We start from the raw sequence: 17,590 nt of genomic DNA, 5'->3' as shown, positions 1-17,590 counted from the left end.
ATTGAAACGCGCTTCTACGGCGCTTCGAAACCCTCGTAATCCAGGGAGATCTCATCGTCTTTCGGGTAGCTGACGTACACCACCACCGCGTCGCTGCTGTCGACCAATGCGTAAGGCCATTTACCGTTGGCCTTACGCATGTGCTCATACAACGGCAGGAAAAAATCCTTGGTCTGACCGCGTGGGTCGTAGGGCGCTTGCACCTGGAAAATCGGGTAATGACCGCCGTTGCACAGCTGGATGCGTTCGAGCTGAAAGTTGTTCTTCTCCAGTAACGTGCGGGTGGGATGCTGCCAGGTGGCCAGGTTGACGTCCACGCAGTCGTGGGCGGTGGTGGTGTAGAGCGTGGTGTCTTTCAGGACGGGGAGGGCGTGGGCCAGGCTGGGTAGAAGCAAGAGCAGAAGGGGGAGAAGGCGCGGCATGGCGAGGTTCCGAGAAAGATGGGGTTTGGTTGGTGTGTTTTTACCAGCTTTATAGGTGTGAAGCGTTTGATATCTGGTCGAGGTGCTTTGGCTTCACGGGGGGCTGTTGGCTTATGGTGGTATGCGCTGCGAGATAGCCGGCTTTAGACCCAATACGGTCAAATCACGAAACGCATGTTCCACCGACAAAGAATGGGATTCGCTGAATTTTCACCTCGCTCATTGTTCGCCAATCATTCAGCACAACCTCTCGCGCACAGCCCTCAATACCGCTTCTATGTGCCAGGTTTCGACACCGATGGCGACCGCTTCGCCGGCATCAAGCACTAACTCAATTTGGGTGGCTATGGCTTGTTCGAAAAGCAGTCGCTGCGCGTCTTCAAGCAGCCTGCGTTTACCTGTGAGCCAATAGCGTTGTTTGCCCGTCAGCAACGCAAGGGTTTGCGGGTAAGTGCACTGCAGCTTTCGACGCAAATTGACCAGAGCCGGTTTGTCGCCTCGGTCAATTGCTGGGGTCAGTACATACTTGTTGCCCGACGCTGCCTCCAGATCGTATTTGTCTTGCAGATATTCATCGACACTCATGCAACTGACGACCGTCTCACGCTCTCCCGTCATGACGTTGATCAAGTGCGCATTAACGCCGACGTAGCAGAACTCCGTCATGCCGTGGACGACGTAATCCTCACTGTTACTGCGAATAACCCAGTAATCACCGTTGCCGGAAAGCTCACATGACTGAATGACAAAACGCTCAGGTTTGCCATCTCTCATGACGCCGTCAAACAGGCTAAGCACGATTTCGCAGGCCTGCTCTGCGGTTAGCAAGGAGTTGATCCTTGTCACGCTTTGCCAAAGCCAAGCAATGAACGCAGCCAGCCTGCCGACTTTCGTTCATAGAAGGGTGCGGTTTGTGTGAGGAAGTAATCGCTAAGGCCTGATTCCCCCGCGTGAACGCGGTAGAGGTCAACGGGTTCGCCATCCGGAGCGCTATCCCCGGCAACGTTACCGGCTTCGCGCATGACCCGTTCAATATCCCCATCCGCTTCAATACCAATGATCAGATGAGGCTTCTGATCAGACGATGCGTCATGCATCAACGCCAGAAATGCACGCTTTACGTTGCGATGTTTGGCGAGTAATTGCGTGAGCGAGTTGACCATCTTCGACGGATGGTGCGACGGCTGTCCGAGCAGCACGTTGGTGTCTTTTTCTACTGTGCGCTGCACGGGCTCCTGGCCGATCCCGTCAGAGAGCAGATGGCGCACTTCCTCCGGGAAAAACTCTTTGCCGTAAGCAGACTTTGGATTGAGGAAAAGAGGGGTGCCTAGTGTGATTTCAAACAGCGATCTGGCCGAGATCTCTATGTAGGATTCTTTGCTATCTATGGATCTTTGGAGTGTTTGCAACGAAGAAAAAAACGGGATGACTGCGCAGCCGTCAGGTTTTTGCCAGTGCGCAATGCTGATGTTGCTACCAGACTCGATGTTGACTTGACCTTCGCCAACGCCGGCAGTGCCGAGGACGTAGACGGAGGAATTCAACAAAGTCTTGAAAAAGTCTGGACGATGAGCCGGTTCATTCGCCGCCAGCCGGAGTGATTTTTCGAGGTTGTTTTCTTGCTGGGTATCCATGATGTCCATCAGCAGTTCCATCGAAACAGACAAAAAGGTGAGCGGCAAAGTGCGCGCAGTTTTTCACGCCACTGTGAAAACGGGAAGAACAGGGGGCTAATAAATTTGAAGCATACGCAGAGACACGCTGGACGGTCTTCAAGGATAGCTCCTCGAGAAAATAGGGTCAGACCACTGTTATAAAGGGTGGCCTGACCCGGTTTTTATGGCGTTATGCGCTGCGAGATAGGCTGCTCTCGACCCTAAGCTGCCCTTTACGGAGGGCAGCAATCGGCCAAAAGCGGACGGTCGGTGACCTGCAAGCACGGCTACGAATCCTGTACCGTTTTACGGCGACTCACCACTCTGGCAACTCCGTCGCCGTTCACTGGTTCAGGAACTTGATGACAGCACTGGCGAACAGTTCGGGCTGGTCGAGCATGATGAAGTGAAAACTGCCGTCAAGGCGCCTGAAGCTGATGTTTGGGGTAGAAGCATAGGCGTTACGGAACATTGCATCGACGTGGGACGCTTCTACGCCGAAAAGCGCATCGTAGGCGTAGACGACCTCAACCGGCACCTTAATGTGCCCAAGCTCAGGCCGGAGGTCTGAGACCATCAATTCATACATGGCATCGGCCATGGTCTTTCGGTCCGAGTTTAACCCCGCCGCGACCAGGCCTGGCCTGACCGCTTCAGTTTTGGCGAGGCGGGCGATGGATGCATGCTGCATGGCTTGCGCCTGCTCAGGCGTTGCCGCCAACATTGCATCACGCATTGCAGCCGCATGCGGGGCCGCCGTTTCACTGGTCGCGGAGGGATCAAAGAGCAAAGTGTAAAAGGGCATCGCATCGACAATCATCAGGCGTCCCACTTGATCAGGATGACGAGCACCTAGCATGAGTGCCACCTCGCCACCCAACGAATGCCCGATGATGACCGGCGACTCGATGCGCTGGCTGCGGATGTATTCAGCGATCGCCTCGACCGTAGACGCGACTACTCTCCCGTCCGGATTGGATACAGCAGGCGAGCCGGCAAATCCAGCTACCTGTATAAGATGGAGCCGGTGGCTGAGTCTTAATCTGGAGGCCAAATCTGCCCATACTTCGTAGGACGACGCAAATCCTGGGATCAAGATGATATCTGTGCCCGAGCCTTGTACCTGCACCGAGATACCCCCCTTGTTCACTGTGCCTGGCGGCAGGGGCGCAGACTGGGCTGGCGATGCAGACAGCAGCGCCAACAGCGTGCCGATCCCGGCAAAAATCATTCTTGCACGCATTGAACTGCCCTTTTCGCGCAGTGAGTAGTGACGTTTACACCGACAGGTAGGCCGCTTAACGGGTTCATAGCCACTCCTTTGACTGAATAAATATTGCCACTATACGGCGCCCAAAGACATCAGAAAACTATCCCCGCCTGCAATTTATGGCGTCCGCTTCGGGTCGATAGCTGCCACTCAGTGAAGGTGGAAAAGCCTCAAGATCAAGCGTGAGGCTTTATCACCGTCGGCCTCATATAGACCGTGTAATCCGGCCTGATCGGTGAGTTTGTGTAGATTGAAGTGGTTGTAAAACGCTTGGCCCAGTCGCTGATGCTCGAAGCTTCCATGACTCCAAAGCCAGACGAACTCCTCATAAGCGGCGCGTTCGATCTGCAACGAGGGATCATGTCCCATGTCAGGTTCCTATCATTAGAGGGACTCAAGCATACTAGTTGCCTATCAGCCCTTCCAGCTCGGCCTTCCCCAAAAAAACAGGGTCAGACCACAGTTAAAGTAATTGTGGTCTGACCCCGTTTTTCTGTTTTTCTCCACAAGCGCCGTTCGGAGCGAATGCCATAGCAATAGCCCACGACTAGCATGCGGATCATCAGTTCAGGATCAATCGAAGGGCGCCCAATCGGGCTATAGAAATCGGCGAGGTAGTGGCGCAGGTCGCTCAGATTGAGACACCGATCAATGCTACGCAGGAGATGATTTTTTGGGATGTGTTCTTCAAGATTGAACGAATAAAACAGCCGATCCTGCTTACTCGATAACTGTCCCATCATGCTGCGTACTCTCCCGCTGGCCGACGGGCAGATTTTGCCTTAGACCAATCAGGAGAGCTACTTTTGCAAAAGGACAGTTCATCATCTGCTGATGTAAAAGGCAGTTCGCCGACAGAGGTTTCGTGTGCCTTGATTCCCGAATGTAGATGAAGAAGACTCCATCCATTATCTGAGGTCGAACCAACGACCGTAGTTGTCGAAGTGGGATTACTTTTGGGCATGGGGCCGACGATGCAGGGAAAAACGTTCGAAATAGTGCGAATAGATCAAATCCACGAAATTGTTTCGCCAACCGTAGAATCACTTTTACAGCCGTTAGGGTTCGAAGTTCAGGGCCCGCTGTCCTGGCTTCGTAGCGTCAATGCTCCCATTCGCCAACTCTTTCGCCTTGAGCAGTGCAAAGGCGGCGCGCTAGCGCCGTCATGGGCTCTGTCACTGGACTTCGTTCCCCATCTTTCCGGCAATGAAATCAAATGGCACAGGACGTCAAAATCAGCACGACCTGATCTGACTTTCGATGTGCGAGATCGAGCGTTTGATATCTCATGCAGCTACGGACCTGATGTCATAGCAACCCGCGCACCCAATATTCTCCGGGCAGCAATTCCAAAAGCTGAATCGTTTTGGAACGAGGCTCGTTCGATAGCCGACCTGCCTGATGCTTTCGAGCGGGTCAAGCAGCATTTGTCGACTGGTGGCCTGGGTTTCTACAACTACATACAACATCCTCTTGCATACGCGTTTGTATTGGCCATGAACGGCAAGCCCGACACAGCCTAAGAAGAGTTTCAACGCTATTCACCGCGTCTTTCAAAGGCAGCTCGAAAAAAACTCCGCAAGCTATTCATTGATGCAGGCGGTCACCTTGGCTAAGCGAGTACGACTTTTTCAACAGAATCGGCCAAAAACAGCCCTTCAACGCGGCTACAAAACCAGCTGCGGTTTACTCACAACGCAGACGCGGCCAACCCAAGCTTCAACAGTTCCTTGCGTAGCAGCGCGGGCTCCAGCACCGCCATTGCGGCCTGCCATTCGATCGACAGTAAATGGCTCAACTTTTGTTGGCTGACCAAGGGCTCAGCCAGAAAGTAGCTTTTGCACTCGCGGATGCTGATGACGTTCAACAGCCAGTCTTCACCCTGCGCCGCCAGCCAGTGTCCCATCGTTGCACGATGGGTTCGGATGAGCGCACTGGCATCCCATACCGCCAGCTGCGCGAAAACCTGCGGCAGGTTGCTCTCGGCTTTCAGCCGCTTCACATCAACCGCCAACGCGCCAATCAGGTCTGATTCGACAGTGGCCTGACACTCGGAGAAATACCGCTCGGGCCAATCGGCCTCCAGTTTCGCCCGCTCTGCGAGGACTTCATACGCCCGGATATCCGAGTGGGTGGTCAACTGCCCGGTGAAATTCAGGGTGTTGTCCAGAATGGCCGTGGCCAGCAACGCGGCACTTGTTTCGCTGATCAGCGGCAACAACTCTGCCGCTTCCCAGCGCTGAAAAATCAGCGTTGCCGCTGCGCCGATCGGCAGGATGTGGGCCGCAGGTCCGAGCTTCTGCGCCCAATGGTTTTCAAAGCCTGGGTGATGGTCAATGACTTCCACCACCTGTTCAAGCACCACCAGCGGGTCGAAATGGTGGTAGTCGGAGACATCCACCAACACGAACTCATCACCCGCTCTCGGCCGATAATCGTCCAGCGATGATTGCCATCCGCGCACGGTCCTGGAGATGCTGACATTGAGCGGGGCGCTACTGACGGCCCGAGCATCAACGCCCTGGTGATTCAACAGCTCGGCGTACGCAATGCAACAGGCATACGCGTCGATGTCCAGGTACGCCGAGCCTGAGGTCACTACCCTCATGACGCATGGGTCACAGCGTGAGCTGCCGGGACAGTCGAAGACAGCTTCAGCGCTTGGGCGATACCCGCCAGAATCCGCTCATACGCCAATTGACACTGTGCTTCGGCGATGGAAATGCGCACCGTGGCCCCGGCGATCCGGTCGGGATATCCCAGTTGTATAACCGTGTTGGACAGGCTCCGTTGCTTGTCCGAGCATGCCGACCCACCGGTGATGTAGATCGACTGCGTGTTCAAGGCCCACTGCAGTTTTTTTGTATTGACCCCTGGCAATGCAACAAAACTCACACAAGGCACACGCGGCGCTTGCTGACCGATCACGACCACTTCGCCCAGCATCGCTTGCAGCGTACGTTCAAACGTTTCCCGGCTCTGTTGTACCGCGACTTTGCCGGTGCCGTAGGTGTGTTGTTTCTCCTGCAACGCGGTTTCAATCGAAAGAATGCCCGGATAGTTCTGAGTACCACCGCGCAACCCACCTTCCTGGCCGCCGCCAACAATCAATGGCGACAACCCGTAGCGGCTCCTGGCGTACAGAAAACCGGCACCGGGCAACGCCCCGAACTTGTGTCCTGACGCAATGGCGAAATCAACGCCGGATGCGTGCAGGTCCACAGGGATTTTACCGATGGCCTGGGTCATGTCCGAAAACAGCCAACCACCTCCAGCCTTCACGTGTCGGGCGATGTCTTCGATCGGTTGAATCACGCCGGTTTCGTTATGCACGGCCATAACGCAAACCAACGTCGGGCGACCGGCATGGGCGCGCAGCAACTGCTCCAATTGTTCGGTGTCGAGCAGTCCGTTCATTTGATGCCCGATTGCTATGGCCTGCAGGCCTTCCAGGCCGTAGCGGTTTATGTTCTGCAGGGTGCAGGCGTGTTCGATCGCTGAGTACAACACCAAGGGTTGCTCATGTTTGTAGCGTTCGAAAAAACCATGAAACACCTGAGCACAGCCCTCACTGGAGCCACTGTTGAAAATCAGGCAGTCGGCGTCCACGTTCAAAAGGCTGGCGATGCTGCCACGCGCCCGTTCGACGCGTTCGAGCAACTGAACGCCCAGGGCGTGATTGGCATTGGGGTTGGCGCATTGGCGGGTCGAAAACAACGCCTGAAGCATGTTGCTGACACCCATTGAAACCGGAGCCGACCCACAGACGTCGGCATAAACTGCATCCACAGCAATATCCATATCAAACACTTCCAGGTTTTCTTTGTATGTCATTCAGGATGCTGCTCGCAGATGCGAACACAGACTCACAGGTCAAATAAGCACGCGCAGCATGAGCTGGAGCGAGCACAGCAAAACGAAAGCATTCAGCGCTTGCTTCAAATGCCTCGAATCCAGCCGATGAGAAAGCATGGCGCCGAGCAATCCCCCCACCAATATCCCCAGTACCAACTCACCGGTGTAGCCGAGAAAATCCATGGTTGAGCCCACTCTGCCGAATAACGCTCCACTTGCTCCGATGATGCCGATCAGCGCCGAGGTCGAAATGGCCTGCTTTATCTGCAGACCAAACAAGCTGATCAGTACAGGCAGGTAGATGAACCCGCCGCCCTGTCCAACCAGCCCGCACAGTACGCCAAGCACCAGCCCTATCAGTGGCAACGACAGCGATTGATGGTTGCACAGCAGGGCCACCGGTTTACGGAACAGGTACGTGACCAACAACGACATCAACCCCAGCAGGCCGAAGACGAACAGGATGAAGTTTTCGCTGAAGGCATCAGCATGGAGCGAGGCAAAAAAGTTGGCGACAGCCATCGGAACGGCAAAGCTTCTGATCACTCGCCAATCCGGCTGAAACTTGATGCGGTGCAACGCGAACGACACGAGGGACGAAAAGAAGCCCTGTGCAGAGGACAACCCCGTCACGACTTCAATTGGCAGTTTCTGACCGGACAATATCGGGTAAATCAGCACCAACAGGGGCGTCACGATGATGCCCCCACCAATACCGAACAGGCCTGACATGAAACCCGCCATCACGCCCACACCGACCATAACCGGGTAGATTGTCATGGCTACCATCTCAGCAGACCTTGATCTTGCCGGTCCCTTGCGTCATCCGACCGATAACAATCAGATCAGGGCAAAGCGCCTGCCACGTCCGACGGTTCGTTTCAAACCCTTGGGCACTCACAGTGAACAGCAACCCGCCATTCGTTTGCGGGTCATGCAACAGAAACTTTCTAGCCAAGGGAATATCAGCCAGGTACTCCACGTGCTGCGCGTACTTTTTAATGTTAGAAAAAATACCGCTGTCAGCCGACGTCACCGCCACTGCCAATGACTCTGTACCGTCATAAAAAACCAGACCGCTTGTATCGAGGTCAACATCCAGTTGCCCCAGCCCGACCATCTCACTGATATGGCCGATCAGGCCGAACCCGGTGATGTCAGTCAAACTGCTGACTTCAGGGCTTTCGCTCAGCGTGCGCCCAAACGCGTTGTCGCCGGTGATCTGGGCAAGCGTCGACGCAGCAATGTCCTCTTGTTCAATCACGCCGGTCTTCAGGGCATTGGCGAGGATGCCGACACCAATCGGACGCGTCATGACCAGCCAATCACCGGCCTTGGCCGTGTTGTTTTTCTTCAAGCGGTGCTTTTCCACCTCACCAATGATCGAGAAGCCGTACAAGGGCTGGCTGTTCTTGATCGTGTGGCCACCGACGATGCTGACGTTGAACTTGTTCATCACCGACTGGGCGCCCAGGATCATCTGCGTTACTTGTTCGGCCGACACCAGTTCCGGGTCGAACGCCATGATCGAGTTGGCAATCAGTGGACTTCCGCCTGAAGCAAAGATATCGCTCACAGCATTGCTGGCTGCCAATTGGCCGAAGACATAAGGGTCGTTGACTATCGGGGAGAAAAAGTCGGTGGTGAATAAAAGGTATTTTTCACCTGCGTCATAGACGGCGCAGTCGTCAGAAGACTCAAAGCCCAATACCACTTTGTCATCCGAGACCGTATTGGCCGCTGCAGTTTGCGACAGAATCTTCGTTAACACGCTGGATGGGATCTTGCACCCGCACCCACCACTCTCAGATTTATCCATAATCTGACAAAACATCGACATCGATTTTCCTTAAAATCCATTTTCCATAATAAAAACAGCGGTTTAGCGTGCTAAAGCTGGCTGTTATGTCCTATTTCCGCCGACAAAAATCGCATGGTTTCATTGCAGAAATATGACGCCATGGCGGCATTTTTAAGCCATGCGAATATCAGCGCGCAGCGGTGTATGAACCATTGCCTCACGGCTGCGCAGCGCTGTGCGGCCATTTTGCTGGCCGGGAATTTATCAGTGAGGCGAGCGCAACCCGACGTTCACCCTTGCTATTGCCCAGCACAGCCCCATAACTATCCCAGTACTCATTCAGCACAAGGGCAGACCATGACCAACCAAACCGAAACCGCGATCCTCGCCGGCGGCTGCTTCTGGGGCATGCAGGACCTGTTGCGGCGCTACCCCGGCGTCCTCAGCACGCGAGTCGGCTACACCGGCGGCGATGTGCCGAACGCCACTTATCGCAACCACGGCAATCATGCTGAAGCGATTGAGATCGTGTTTGATCCTGCGGTGATCACGTACCGGCAGATTCTCGAGTTCTTTTTCCAGATCCACGACCCCAGCACGCCTAACCGCCAGGGCAATGACCTTGGGCCAAGCTATCGTTCAGCGATTTACTACCTGAGCGAACAGCAACGCGACATCGCCGAAGACACTGCTGCCGACGTGGATGCCTCCACGTTGTGGCCAGGCCGTGTGGTGACTGAAATAGAACCCGCAGGGCCGTTTTGGGAAGCGGAGCCGGAGCATCAGGATTATCTGGAGCGCATACCCAATGGCTACACCTGCCACTTCATCCGGCCGAACTGGAAGTTGCCCAAGCGCGCCTGAGCCTGAGTTGCGCTCGAAAAACAACGTAGACCACGCTCCAGGAAACCTGTGAACGTGGTCTTACTCCTGCGCCGAAGTAGAGTGCAACGTCATGCCCATTACACGCGATCAAAACACCCCAGTGAAGTTAGTCCTCGCTCAACCCGGCGACGTGGACGATTTGGTTGCCATTCGAATCGAGGCGATGCGCGACAGTCTGGAGCGTGTCGGGCGATTTGATCCGGTGCGGGCGCGTGAGCGGTTCGTCAGCGGCTTCGAAGCCCACAGCACCCGTTACATTGAGGTCGCTGGAGACCGGGTCGGCTTTGTCGTGGTCAAGCACGAGCCCGATCAACTCGTGCTCGACCACCTGTACGTGAGGCCGAGTGCGCAAGGGGCAGGGGTAGGTGCTGCGGTGCTTGCTCAGGTTTTCAAAGAAGCGGATGCCGCTGCACTGCCGATCAAAGTAGGTGCTCTCAAAGAAAGCGCCTCGAACCGGTTTTATACCCGCCATGGTTTCCAATTCGTCGAAAGCAGTGAGTTCGACAATTATTACGTCCGTCAGCACCTTACGACGCGCGGCGTAACTGGCCCGTCGGGTGAAATGATGTGAGCCCTATGCATTCCTTTTCGCGAATCGCCGTCTTTACGCCTTCTTCCGTTTGCGCAGACAGTCATAAACCAGATCGATCGCGGTGATTTGTGCGGCACTCATGCTGAATCAACCGATCCCCCTGGGCGGATCTCCATATTCAAGTGCTGAGTGGCCAACAGAGTCAGTCCGCTGTAAATAGAAAAGCGCGCTACACGACTACTCCTTCATCAGCCATTCGGCCTTGTTCAGGGTTGCTTCATAGGCCTGCTTCTCGAAGGTATAGGGGCCAACGCCATCGATGATGACTGGCTCTTCATACCCGTTCTCGTAAGCAAAGGCGTGCCACGTAAAGCGGTTATCGGTTTGACTGACATGCACTGAATAGCCGCCACAACTGATGTCGCCGCACTCGGGGCACGCGTACAGGAGGACACGTCCACTTTCCGTTCCGGCGGGTTCGCGCAACAGCAGGCGAGCGCTGGACCGGCTGTTTGCCTCGCAGAAGCCTTTGACGAAACAGCTCATATAGTCTGCGTGGTCACCGCCCGCGGTGACGAGCGTATCGAGCAACGAACGCTGATTAATCAGAAAATCAATTGAACAACGCTCGGCCACCGTGCAACCTTTTAAGTCGCTTCCAGGGCGAAGCATTTGTTGGAACGTGAGGGAGCTGATGTCCATATTCGCGACCCCGTATGCCGTGCAAATACGAGAGGTGACCTAAATAGTCCGGGGATGGAAGACATCAGTGAATAGCCATTCACTTGCGGTCCAACCTCAGTGGCGGCCCGAATGGCTGAATCGCTACGCCAGTAGCCGTCGAAGGTGCAGACGATGACGTTCTCCCTTTATTTCCCCGCACTCATAAGGTGCCTGACACCTCAGAACATGGAAAATCTAACAACATCGCAAAATCGTAATTGAGGCCGGCTTACCCTGACCACTTGATAGCCGAACAAGGAACGCTTCGATGATTCGTCACGCCTCACCCGCAGACGCCAGGGCGATTGCCCAGGTGCACATCAGCAGTTGGCAAGACGCCTATCGCGAGCTGATGCCCGCCGACTACTTGGGTGCGTTGAGTTCGACCTTGGCCAGGCGCGAGTCATTTTGGATGGCCTCGATTGAATCGGGCGAATCAAAAGTCTGGGTGGCGCAGGTGAACAAGCAGGTAGTCGGCTGGGTGTCCGTCGGCGCCAGCCGTGATGAAGATGCTGCTGCGCAGAACGTAGGTGAAGTGATGGCCATCTACGTTGTCGCCGAGCACTGGCACACGGGCGTCGGGCTGGCGTTGTGGAACGCGGGCTTACAGTATTTGGCTGAACAGGGGTTTGAACAGTTAACGCTGTGGGTGTTGGCCCGTAATGAACGAGCTATCCGCTTTTATCGCCGGGCAGGCTGTGTTGAGGAGGCGGGCAGTGAGCGCACGCTTGAGAGGGGCGGTGTGCAGCTGGTCGAGGTGAGGTATCGGTTGCCGTGTATTCGGTTGAGCTAGAGAGAGCAGGCGGCAGGCCACGCCTTTAAAGGTGGCCTGTTCCCCACTACCAATCAGTTAAGCGCCGATCCCCCTGTGGGAGCGGGCTTGCCCGCGAAAGCGGTGGGTCAGTCGATCTCATAATTGCCGGCCCGAGGTCTTCGCGAGTAAACCCGGTTGTTTATTCGGCTCATGCAGTTGAAAGCTCAGCGACCCGCTACAGCAGCCTCCCGCTCCATCAGCCTGTCCATCAACAAAACCCCCAACTCACTCAATTGGTGAATCGCCAGCGCCACGTCGCGCTGTTTCCCGGTCAGGTCCTCCGACAGGTCAAGCAGCAAGGCGGTTACCGAGGAAAAGGTTTCGTAGCTGTTGGTGATCAGGGTTTCGTTGCTGGCGTCGGCGGCAACGCTGAACAGGCCCGGCGGCGATGGTGAGTCAGCTTCCGGGCTGAGATAGCGATCAATCGCGCGATGCGCCGCCTGGTTCAGCTTCAGGTCCGGCTCGTTCGGAGGGTTGGGTGTGACTTTGAACATGTGTGTTGTACCTGATTAGGGCCAACACCTCTTCGCTACTAAACGATGGGGTGGCAGCTGTGCGCAGGTTAGTAGACCGGGGAAACACACAAAGCCGGCGCGCCCGAGGGCGCCCTGCACACAGCCACCATCAAGCACAGACAAGAACATCTGACAGATGAGGCTCATGCACTTTATGTTATCGCTCGGGCTACTAAACCCGATCACTGAGCATTCAGCGACCGAGCAACCTTAGAGACGCCCACCCAAGCACACAAGCCGGCGGATTCTGACGCAAGCGTAGGCAACGGAGCAAGGCGCCGTCGCCTCGGACTTTGCTGTTTCAGGGCTTGGTGTAGGACATGTACTCATTCTGCAAAACAATATGGTCGGCCACGTACTTCGCGTCGTGCCAAACCCCGTAGATAAACGACGACGCGCGGTTCACCAGATTCGGCAGGCCGAGGAAGTAAATCCCGCTTTGCGCCGAGATGCCGCGCTTGTGGAATGGCTCGCCTTTTTCGTCAAACGCATCGACTTTCAACCAGCTGAAATCGAATTTAAAACCAGTCGCCCAAAGGACAGTGGTCACGCCTGCCTCGGCCAGGTCCAGGCTGAGGGTCGGGTTAACCAGGCATTCCGGGTCGGGCAGCAATTTCCAGGCGTCGGGCTCCAATGGGAATGGCAACCCGTTGGCCTCGATGTAGGCGTCGGCGTCGCGCAGTACATCAAAGTAGGCGCGGTCACCTTCGGCCACGTTGTCGGCCAGGCCCGGTTCGAAAGTCATGACGCCCTCGTTCCACTCGCGCGTGACGCCGACCAGGTGGATGCCCTGGTGCGCCAGGCGGCGGAAGTCCACGGTCTTGCCGCCTTCATAGCCGCTGACGGCAAAGGCCACGTGCTTTTTCTTCGGCTGAATTTTGACTTCGTCCCACAGGCCCAGCGCGCCGAGCCACCAGCAGTAGTCGCGGCCGCGGTAGGCGCGGGGCGGGCGGTAGTGTTCGCCCACCGAGAGGTACACGGTTTTGCCGGCCTTTTGCAGTTCTTCGGCGATTTGCGAGCCGGACGCGCCGGCGCCTACCACCAGCACGGCGCCCTCGGGCAATTGCGCGGGGTTCTTGTAGGTGGAGGAGTGCAGTTGGTGCACGGGCGCGGTGGCCGGGACGATGGTGGGGATCGATGGGCGCTGGAACGGGCCGGTGGCCGCCACCACATTCGCGGCTTCGATGATGCCCGCGGAGGTGGTGACTTTGAAGCCGGGGCGGCCCACGTGGCGTTCCACGCGTTGGACTTCCACGCCGGTGCGCACGGGGGCCTGTAACTTCTCGACGTAGGCTTCGAAGTAGTCGGCCATGCGCTCTTTCGGCGGGAAGGCTTCGGGGGAAATGCCCTCGAATTTCAGCCCGGGAAAGCGGTCGTGCCAGGCCGGGCCGTTGGCGACCAGCGAGTCCCAGCGCTCCGAGCGCCAGCGTTCGGCGATGCGGCTGCGCTCCAGCACCAAGTGCGGCACACCCATCAGGGAAAGGTGCTCGCTCATGGCGACGCCGGCCTGGCCTGCGCCCACTACCAGGGTGTTGATTGTTTCCACTGACATGTGCGTTTCCTAAAAGTGAACGACCTCGGTCGGTTTGGGCGACGCGCAAGCATCGACAGCCTCAGTGTGATCACGCAGTGGAAGAAGCGAAATTATGCTTTTTGAAGGCAGAGGTTAGGAAAATCCAAACCCCATGGGGCAGTCGTCAGCAGCGTCATTATCGATGCATCACTGATGCACCCTAGATAAGCAAGTGTATGAGCTGACCCTGGATGACTTTCGTCATTTTGGTGCGTGGTTCTTTCCCATGGACGAGTCTGTAGAGGACGAGCTGACGGTGCGTCCACTGGTAGATAAAGAAGTGTGTTCGGACTACCCGATCATCGTAAGCACTATTTTTCAATGATCTTTTCGAGAAATACGCTGCCCGCGCTGGTTCATCAGGTTGAACAGTATCCCTTCGCAGCCTCGCTAAAGCTCGACAGCTCCCACCGTTGATCTGCGCTGAGGCGGCTCATTGGGTTTTCAACAACGTGGCCACCGCCGTAAGCGCCAGCTCATAACCCAGCGCCCCAAGCCCTGCGATGACGCCGGTAGCCGCCTTGGACACGTAGGAGTGATGCCGAAAGCTCTCACGCTTCCAGATGTTGCTCATGTGCGCTTCGATGATCGGGCCGTCGAAGGCCAGCAGCGCGTCGAGGATCGGTACCGAGCTGTAGGTGAGCCCGGCGGCGTTGATCACGATGGCGTTGGCGTTCGACCGCGCCTCTTGAATCCAGTCCACCAACACGCCTTCGTGGTTGCTCTGGCGAAAGTCCAGGGTCAGGCCCAGCTCAGCGGCGTGGCGTTCGCAGCGCGCTTCGATACTGGCGAAACTTTCGCTGCCATAGGTGCCGTTTTTGTCGAGGCCGTACAGGTTGGCGTTAGGGCCATTGAGGAAAAACACGCGGTGGGACATGGCTTGCGCTCCAGTTATTGCGCGACGGTCAGCACGACTTTGCCGACGTTGGCGTTGGCCTCCAGCAGCCGATGGGCCTCGGCGGCTTGAAGCAGGGGCAACTGCGTGTGGATTTGCGGACGCACCAGGCCGGAGGCGAGCCAAGGTAAAAAACGCGAGCGAATACACACCGCCAAACGGGCTTTTTCGGCGTGACTTTTGGGGCGCAAGGTGGAGGAGGTGAGGCTGAGGTTTTTGCGCATCAAGACCTGTAAATCCAACTCGATTTTTGCGCCTTGCAGGAAGGACAAACTCACATGCCGCCCGCCCATTGCCATGGCGGCGAGGTTGCGTGCGACATAAGGGCCGCCGACGTTATCCAGTACCACGTCGACGCCGCGCCCTTCGGTGCAGTCGTTCACCACCTCGACAAAATCTTCAGTGTGTCTATCCACCGCGCGCCACACGCCAAGGGCGTGCAGCATCGCGACTTTCTGCGCGCCGCCGGCGGTGGCGATTACCCGCGCCCCGGTGGCGTGCGCGCACTGCACGGCGAAGCTGCCGACGCCACTGGCGGCGCCGTGGATCAGCACGCTGTCGCCGCTGCGCAGGCGGCCCAGCTCAAACAGGTTGTGCCACACGGTGAACGCCGCTTCCGGCACACCTGCGGCCTCCTGAAGTGATAACCCCGCCGGCACAGGCAAGCAGTGCGCGGCCTGGGCCACGCAGTACTCGGCGTAGCCGCCGCCGTTGAGCAACGCCATCACGCGGTCGCCAGGGGCAAACTCGTCTACGCCAGGGCCTGTCGCGACCACAATGCCCGCCGCTTCCAGGCCGAGTACGTCGGTGACGCCAGGCGCAATCGGTGCGCCGCTGCGTTGCATCAAATCCGGGCGATTGACGCCTGCGGCGGCCACGCGAATCAACACCTCGCCCGCCTCGGGTGTCGGCACCGGGCGCTCCACGCCGTGCAGCACCTCAGGCCCGCCCGGCTCATGGGCAATCACCGCCTTCATACGGTCCAGTCATCCGGCACAACGGCGATCACGTCGATTTCCATCAGCCATTCCGGCTGGCCCAGGCCGGAAATCACCAGCCCGGTGGAGATCGGGAACACGCCTTTGAGCCACTTGCCCACTTCCTGATACACCGGCTCGCGGTAACGCGGGTCGGTCAGGTAAGTGGTGGTTTTCACAATGTGCGACAGGTCGGAGCCGGCCTCTTCAAGCAGTTGTTTGACGTTTTTCATCGCCTGCTCGGCTTGCGCACGCGGGTCGCCGAGGCCGACCAGGTTGCCGTCGAAATCGGTGCCGATCTGGCCGCGCACATAGAGGGTGTTGCCGGCGCGCACGGCCTGGCACAAGTCGTTGTCCAGCGCCTGGTTGGGGTAGGTCTGTTTGGTGTTGAACATGCGGATGCGGGTGTGGGTGGGCATGGCGGGCAACTCATCGGAAGCGGGATACAACAAGCTTCACATCGCCCCCGATCTCGCGAAACCAGCATTTGCGCGCGGTAGTGCTTAGGAAAAACCGAAGCCCGTGCAGGTCATCGGCTCGCGCCTGACCCGGCACGAACCCTGCAACACCTCGCGTACAGTCATTGTTGAGGGGCAGGCGTAATGCTCAGTCGTATTACTCAGCGTCAACTGGAGTATTTCGTGGCGTCGGGAGAGGCGGGCAGCATCAGTGCTGCGGCTGAACGCATTCATGTGTCGTCGCCGTCGATCTCGGCCGCCATCACCCATATGGAAGCCGAGCTGGGCATCCAGCTGTTTATCCGCCATCACGCCCAGGGCATTTCGCTCACGGCAGTGGGGCGCCAGGTGATGCAGGAAGCCAAGCTGATTCTGGAGCAGATGACCAACCTCTACACCATCGCCTCGGAGTCGTTGAACTCTGTGCGCGGGCCGTTGCGAGTGGGTTGCCTGGAGTCGCTGGCGCCGATGATCACCCCCGAACTGGTGTTTGGTTTTGGCCGCGCATTCCCCGGCGTGCGGCTGACCCAGGCCGAAGGCAACCACGAGGAATTGCTGGAAAAACTGCGCAGCGGCGAGCTGGATATCGCCCTGACCTACGACCTGGTGACCAGCCCCGATATCGACTTCCAAGCCCTGGCGCACCTGCCGCCGTATGTGATGGTTGGCGAATATCACCCGCTGGCGAGCTCTCCTGCGGTGAGCATGCAAGACCTTGAGGCTTACCCGGTGGTGCTGCTCGACACGCCCTGGAGCCGCGACTATTTCCTCAGCCTGTTCATGCAGGCGGGCACCACGCCCAACATCATCATGCGTTCCACCAACCTCGAAACGGTGCGCGCGATGGTCGGCAATGGCATTGGCTATTCCTTCGCGAATGCGCGGCCCAAATCCAATGTGTCCCAGGATGGCAAGCGCGTGATTCGCCTGCGCCTGGCGGGCTCGCACCGGCCGATGCGGCTGGGCTACGCCACGGCGAGCAACACTCAGCTGTCGCGTGTGGTGTCGGCGTTCGCCGAGCGCTGCCGCATGTTTGTGTCCGACCAGTACATCCCCGGCATGGCACCGCCGAGCTTTTTTGACCCGCATGCGGTGCGGGTCTTGAGTGGTGTGAGCTGAGATTGCACCAAAAGGTGGCGCGGGCTGCGCCACTTGCTCGGCGGTGCACCCTTTTGGCCGGAGCCAACAATCCCGGAAACACCAAAGGCCCCATGT

19 protein-coding genes and 1 pseudogene are annotated in these 17,590 nt (G+C 57.3%); 5 read left to right on the top strand and 15 right to left on the bottom strand.

The window, feature by feature from the left end:
• Positions 1 to 14: 14 nt before the first annotated feature.
• From C4J83_RS20845 to C4J83_RS20820, 5 genes and pseudogenes are all read right to left on the bottom strand, one after another.
• Positions 15 to 422 carry a hypothetical protein gene (locus C4J83_RS20845; RefSeq protein ID WP_119742467.1) on the bottom strand — a complete coding sequence of 136 codons (408 nt, stop codon included), beginning with the start codon at positions 420 to 422 and terminating at the stop codon, positions 15 to 17.
• Between the two features lie 237 nt (positions 423 to 659).
• Positions 660 to 1,250 (bottom strand): hypothetical protein, encoded by a 591-nt coding sequence (locus tag C4J83_RS20840; protein WP_256660617.1) that lies wholly within the window; start codon positions 1,248 to 1,250, stop codon positions 660 to 662.
• 14 nt (positions 1,251 to 1,264) lie between these two features.
• Entirely contained in the window at positions 1,265 to 2,065 is an 801-nt protein-coding gene (gene sseB / locus C4J83_RS20835) for an enhanced serine sensitivity protein SseB (protein ID WP_124418090.1), read from the bottom strand.
• Between the two features lie 355 nt (positions 2,066 to 2,420).
• On the bottom strand, positions 2,421 to 3,320 hold the full coding sequence (locus C4J83_RS20830; RefSeq protein WP_119742473.1) for an alpha/beta fold hydrolase: 900 nt from the start codon (positions 3,318 to 3,320) through the stop codon (positions 2,421 to 2,423).
• Positions 3,321 to 3,853: 533 nt separating this feature from the next.
• Positions 3,854 to 4,090, bottom strand: a pseudogene (locus C4J83_RS20820) (transposase); the annotation flags it as partial.
• A 219-nt stretch (positions 4,091 to 4,309) separates the two neighbouring features.
• Between C4J83_RS20820 and C4J83_RS20815 the strand changes: the two are divergent.
• Entirely contained in the window at positions 4,310 to 4,870 is a 561-nt protein-coding gene (locus tag C4J83_RS20815) for a hypothetical protein (RefSeq protein ID WP_256660616.1), read from the top strand.
• Positions 4,871 to 5,037: 167 nt separating this feature from the next.
• Here C4J83_RS20815 and C4J83_RS20810 read toward each other — a convergent pair whose 3' ends face one another.
• The 4 genes from C4J83_RS20810 to selD are packed head-to-tail and all read right to left on the bottom strand — an operon-like array spanning position 5,038 to position 9,042.
• The gene (locus tag C4J83_RS20810) at positions 5,038 to 5,955 is read right to left on the bottom strand and encodes a DHH family phosphoesterase (RefSeq protein WP_124418089.1); all 918 of its coding nucleotides are present in this window, start codon (positions 5,953 to 5,955) and stop codon (positions 5,038 to 5,040) included.
• Positions 5,952 to 7,181 carry a cysteine desulfurase family protein gene (locus tag C4J83_RS20805; protein ID WP_256660615.1) on the bottom strand — a complete coding sequence of 410 codons (1,230 nt, stop codon included), beginning with the start codon at positions 7,179 to 7,181 and terminating at the stop codon, positions 5,952 to 5,954. The genes C4J83_RS20810 and C4J83_RS20805 overlap by 4 nt, the downstream gene beginning before the upstream one ends.
• Before the next feature lie 39 nt (positions 7,182 to 7,220).
• Positions 7,221 to 7,982 (bottom strand): sulfite exporter TauE/SafE family protein, encoded by a 762-nt coding sequence (locus C4J83_RS20800; protein WP_256660614.1) that lies wholly within the window; start codon positions 7,980 to 7,982, stop codon positions 7,221 to 7,223.
• A gap of 10 nt (positions 7,983 to 7,992) precedes the next feature.
• Positions 7,993 to 9,042: a selenide, water dikinase SelD gene (gene selD / locus C4J83_RS20795; protein ID WP_124418087.1), complete on the bottom strand. Its 1,050-nt coding sequence runs from the start codon at positions 9,040 to 9,042 to the stop codon at positions 7,993 to 7,995.
• Positions 9,043 to 9,360: 318 nt separating this feature from the next.
• Here selD and msrA point away from each other — a divergent pair, with 318 nt between their 5' ends.
• Positions 9,361 to 9,867, top strand: coding sequence for a peptide-methionine (S)-S-oxide reductase MsrA (gene msrA / locus C4J83_RS20790; protein ID WP_119742485.1), 507 nt, complete (start codon positions 9,361 to 9,363; stop codon positions 9,865 to 9,867).
• 91 nt (positions 9,868 to 9,958) lie between these two features.
• Positions 9,959 to 10,459: a GNAT family N-acetyltransferase gene (locus tag C4J83_RS20785; protein ID WP_124418086.1), complete on the top strand. Its 501-nt coding sequence runs from the start codon at positions 9,959 to 9,961 to the stop codon at positions 10,457 to 10,459.
• A 198-nt stretch (positions 10,460 to 10,657) separates the two neighbouring features.
• Here C4J83_RS20785 and C4J83_RS20780 read toward each other — a convergent pair whose 3' ends face one another.
• A complete protein-coding gene (locus C4J83_RS20780; RefSeq protein ID WP_124418085.1) occupies positions 10,658 to 11,122 on the bottom strand; it encodes a hypothetical protein in 465 nt (154 codons plus the stop codon).
• Between the two features lie 289 nt (positions 11,123 to 11,411).
• Here C4J83_RS20780 and C4J83_RS20775 point away from each other — a divergent pair, with 289 nt between their 5' ends.
• The gene (locus C4J83_RS20775) at positions 11,412 to 11,936 is read left to right on the top strand and encodes a GNAT family N-acetyltransferase (RefSeq protein WP_124418084.1); all 525 of its coding nucleotides are present in this window, start codon (positions 11,412 to 11,414) and stop codon (positions 11,934 to 11,936) included.
• 185 nt (positions 11,937 to 12,121) lie between these two features.
• On the opposite strand, the gene C4J83_RS20770 is transcribed toward C4J83_RS20775, so the two are convergent.
• The 5 genes from C4J83_RS20770 to C4J83_RS20750 form a co-directional block, all read right to left on the bottom strand.
• The gene (locus C4J83_RS20770) at positions 12,122 to 12,451 is read right to left on the bottom strand and encodes a DUF6124 family protein (protein ID WP_124418083.1); all 330 of its coding nucleotides are present in this window, start codon (positions 12,449 to 12,451) and stop codon (positions 12,122 to 12,124) included.
• A 322-nt stretch (positions 12,452 to 12,773) separates the two neighbouring features.
• Positions 12,774 to 14,024, bottom strand: a complete 1,251-nt coding sequence (locus C4J83_RS20765; RefSeq protein WP_124418082.1) for a flavin-containing monooxygenase — start codon at positions 14,022 to 14,024, stop codon at positions 12,774 to 12,776.
• Positions 14,025 to 14,478: 454 nt separating this feature from the next.
• Positions 14,479 to 14,922, bottom strand: a complete 444-nt coding sequence (locus tag C4J83_RS20760) for a type II 3-dehydroquinate dehydratase (protein ID WP_124418081.1) — start codon at positions 14,920 to 14,922, stop codon at positions 14,479 to 14,481.
• 14 nt (positions 14,923 to 14,936) lie between these two features.
• The gene (locus tag C4J83_RS20755) at positions 14,937 to 15,917 is read right to left on the bottom strand and encodes an NAD(P)H-quinone oxidoreductase (protein WP_124418080.1); all 981 of its coding nucleotides are present in this window, start codon (positions 15,915 to 15,917) and stop codon (positions 14,937 to 14,939) included.
• Entirely contained in the window at positions 15,914 to 16,336 is a 423-nt protein-coding gene (locus C4J83_RS20750; RefSeq protein WP_124418079.1) for a RidA family protein, read from the bottom strand. Before C4J83_RS20750 ends, C4J83_RS20755 begins: the two co-directional genes overlap by 4 nt.
• A gap of 183 nt (positions 16,337 to 16,519) precedes the next feature.
• Here C4J83_RS20750 and C4J83_RS20745 point away from each other — a divergent pair, with 183 nt between their 5' ends.
• Complete coding sequence (locus C4J83_RS20745; RefSeq protein ID WP_119742506.1) at positions 16,520 to 17,494, top strand: LysR family transcriptional regulator; 975 nt, start codon at positions 16,520 to 16,522, stop codon at positions 17,492 to 17,494.
• Positions 17,495 to 17,590: the final 96 nt, after the last annotated feature.

The organism is Pseudomonas sp. LBUM920, assembly GCF_003852315.1.
Taxonomy (GTDB): Bacteria; Pseudomonadota; Gammaproteobacteria; order Pseudomonadales; family Pseudomonadaceae; genus Aquipseudomonas.
The sequence above is the reverse complement of the archived record's forward strand: the minus strand, read 5'-3'. Positions and strand labels throughout refer to the sequence as shown.

Bases quoted from the DNA above. Each gene is read 5' to 3' on its own strand.
- selD (WP_124418087.1), bottom strand. From the start codon at position 9,042: ATGTCGATGTTTTGTCAGATTATGGATAAATCTGAGAGTGGTGGGTGC.
- C4J83_RS20770 (WP_124418083.1), bottom strand. From the start codon at position 12,451: ATGTTCAAAGTCACACCCAACCCTCCGAACGAGCCGGACCTGAAGCTG.
- C4J83_RS20785 (WP_124418086.1), top strand. From the start codon at position 9,959: ATGCCCATTACACGCGATCAAAACACCCCAGTGAAGTTAGTCCTCGCT.
- C4J83_RS20805 (WP_256660615.1), bottom strand. From the start codon at position 7,181: ATGACATACAAAGAAAACCTGGAAGTGTTTGATATGGATATTGCTGTG.
- C4J83_RS20780 (WP_124418085.1), bottom strand. From the start codon at position 11,122: ATGGACATCAGCTCCCTCACGTTCCAACAAATGCTTCGCCCTGGAAGC.
- C4J83_RS20745 (WP_119742506.1), top strand. From the start codon at position 16,520: ATGCTCAGTCGTATTACTCAGCGTCAACTGGAGTATTTCGTGGCGTCG.
- sseB (WP_124418090.1), bottom strand. From the start codon at position 2,065: ATGGACATCATGGATACCCAGCAAGAAAACAACCTCGAAAAATCACTC.
- C4J83_RS20830 (WP_119742473.1), bottom strand. From the start codon at position 3,320: ATGCGTGCAAGAATGATTTTTGCCGGGATCGGCACGCTGTTGGCGCTG.
- C4J83_RS20760 (WP_124418081.1), bottom strand. From the start codon at position 14,922: ATGTCCCACCGCGTGTTTTTCCTCAATGGCCCTAACGCCAACCTGTAC.
- C4J83_RS20755 (WP_124418080.1), bottom strand. From the start codon at position 15,917: ATGAAGGCGGTGATTGCCCATGAGCCGGGCGGGCCTGAGGTGCTGCAC.
- C4J83_RS20765 (WP_124418082.1), bottom strand. From the start codon at position 14,024: ATGTCAGTGGAAACAATCAACACCCTGGTAGTGGGCGCAGGCCAGGCC.
- C4J83_RS20845 (WP_119742467.1), bottom strand. From the start codon at position 422: ATGCCGCGCCTTCTCCCCCTTCTGCTCTTGCTTCTACCCAGCCTGGCC.
- C4J83_RS20750 (WP_124418079.1), bottom strand. From the start codon at position 16,336: ATGCCCACCCACACCCGCATCCGCATGTTCAACACCAAACAGACCTAC.
- C4J83_RS20800 (WP_256660614.1), bottom strand. From the start codon at position 7,982: ATGACAATCTACCCGGTTATGGTCGGTGTGGGCGTGATGGCGGGTTTC.
- C4J83_RS20810 (WP_124418089.1), bottom strand. From the start codon at position 5,955: ATGAGGGTAGTGACCTCAGGCTCGGCGTACCTGGACATCGACGCGTAT.
- C4J83_RS20775 (WP_124418084.1), top strand. From the start codon at position 11,412: ATGATTCGTCACGCCTCACCCGCAGACGCCAGGGCGATTGCCCAGGTG.
- C4J83_RS20815 (WP_256660616.1), top strand. From the start codon at position 4,310: ATGGGGCCGACGATGCAGGGAAAAACGTTCGAAATAGTGCGAATAGAT.
- msrA (WP_119742485.1), top strand. From the start codon at position 9,361: ATGACCAACCAAACCGAAACCGCGATCCTCGCCGGCGGCTGCTTCTGG.